Annotated in this window: 2 protein-coding genes; both read right to left on the reverse strand. The window is 64.3% G+C overall.

Annotated features, from left to right (window positions below):
• Positions 1–469: 469 nt before the first annotated feature.
• Positions 470–658, reverse strand: coding sequence for a hypothetical protein (locus tag MJD61_01225; protein MCG8553902.1), 189 nt, complete (start codon positions 656–658; stop codon positions 470–472).
• Positions 659–970: 312 nt separating this feature from the next.
• On the reverse strand, positions 971–1,283 hold a 313-nt coding region (locus MJD61_01230; GenBank protein ID MCG8553903.1), incomplete at its 5' end, for a type II toxin-antitoxin system VapC family toxin.

Consider the following 1,283-nt stretch of genomic DNA (forward strand, 5'->3'; position numbering starts at 1 on the left):
GGCGAAGACGGTGGCCGGTACTGCCACATGTCCGGGGCCCTTGGCGAGCGTGTGGAGCGACTTGCCCCACTCGACCAGGGGCGTGGACTTCTTACAGAGCAACAGGCTGTTGGCAGCCATGGATAGGTGAAGCGTGAGTGGGCGGGCCTGGTCAGCCTGGGAATGGGGCGCCGCTCACGTTAGGGGCCATCCAATGGGGCCCATCCAACCGAAGGGATCGACGATGGAGTTTACCAACGGTCCGTTCGACCGGGTGAGCCAGGTCTTCACGCCCTCGGGCCCTCCGAGCTCTTGGCAACGCCCGCCCGCATGGGGCGCACGGGATGCACCGTATAATCGCCCACGCGACGGTAACCGGCAGCTTCAAGCTGGTGGAGTTCCCGCGCGTATATAGTCGGCTGGCCCGCGAAAACCATACGATCGCAAATCGGCCTCCGCATGCGATATCGAACCGGCCGGCAACGGTCAGTTACGCGATCCTTCGCGTGACCTCGTGCGCGGCGCGCTTCGCGTCCAACAAGAGCTCATCCGGGTCGGTGCCCTTGGCGCCAACGCGACGTCCTTGCGCGTCCACACCTCGGACCTCGAACACGCCTGCGGACGCTTCTTCAACCTCGAACCGCCAGTCGGGCAGGTCGTCGAATCTCTCAGCCATCATAAGACCTCCCCGATGAATCCTTGTTTCAGCATTTGGCCGAGCGTCATACCTGCGCGGTACTGGGTACCCATTCCTTTGCCGCGCCGTTGTGCGTCTCTCCCACACCAGCGGCCCGTAGAGACGCCAAAGAGCCCGACCGGTCCGGGACATCCCCAAGCCTCAACGCGGGTCAGGTTGCCCGCACACGGCGAGCCGCCCCCACCGCACCCGCCGGGACATCCCCAAGCCTCAACGCGGGTCAGGTTGCCCGCACACGTCGTGCCCGTCGCCAAGCTCGCGTAGCGAGCACTTGACCCGCAACGAAGTTTCGGGTCAGTACTGATGAATCACCAACGGCACGCCGGTGAGGCCAAGGTGGTGGTCCGTGGACCAGCACGAGGAGGTTCCTGCCTTGTGCATCAGATGCAGGCCCACGGCATCGGTGAGCGTAAGATTCTGGTCGGAGAACCTGCGCAGGATCTCCGTGGCGGCTGCCTGTTCCTTGGGAGTCACGGAGACGAGCCTGAGCGGGCGCAGAAGGTCAAAGAGCGAAAGAAACTGCAGGGCTCGGTACCTGTCGTGACGGCGAAGGAACCACGCGTGGCCCTCTGGAGCCACGAGGGTCGTGGTTACCAGCTTCGGTGGA

This window comes from Pseudomonadota bacterium (assembly GCA_022361155.1).
In the GTDB taxonomy this organism is placed as follows: Bacteria; Myxococcota_A; Polyangia; order Polyangiales; family JAKSBK01; genus JAKSBK01.

Coding starts and splice junctions, on each gene's coding strand:
- MJD61_01225 (MCG8553902.1), bottom strand. CDS start 658: ATGATGGCTGAGAGATTCGACGACCTGCCCGACTGGCGGTTCGAGGTT.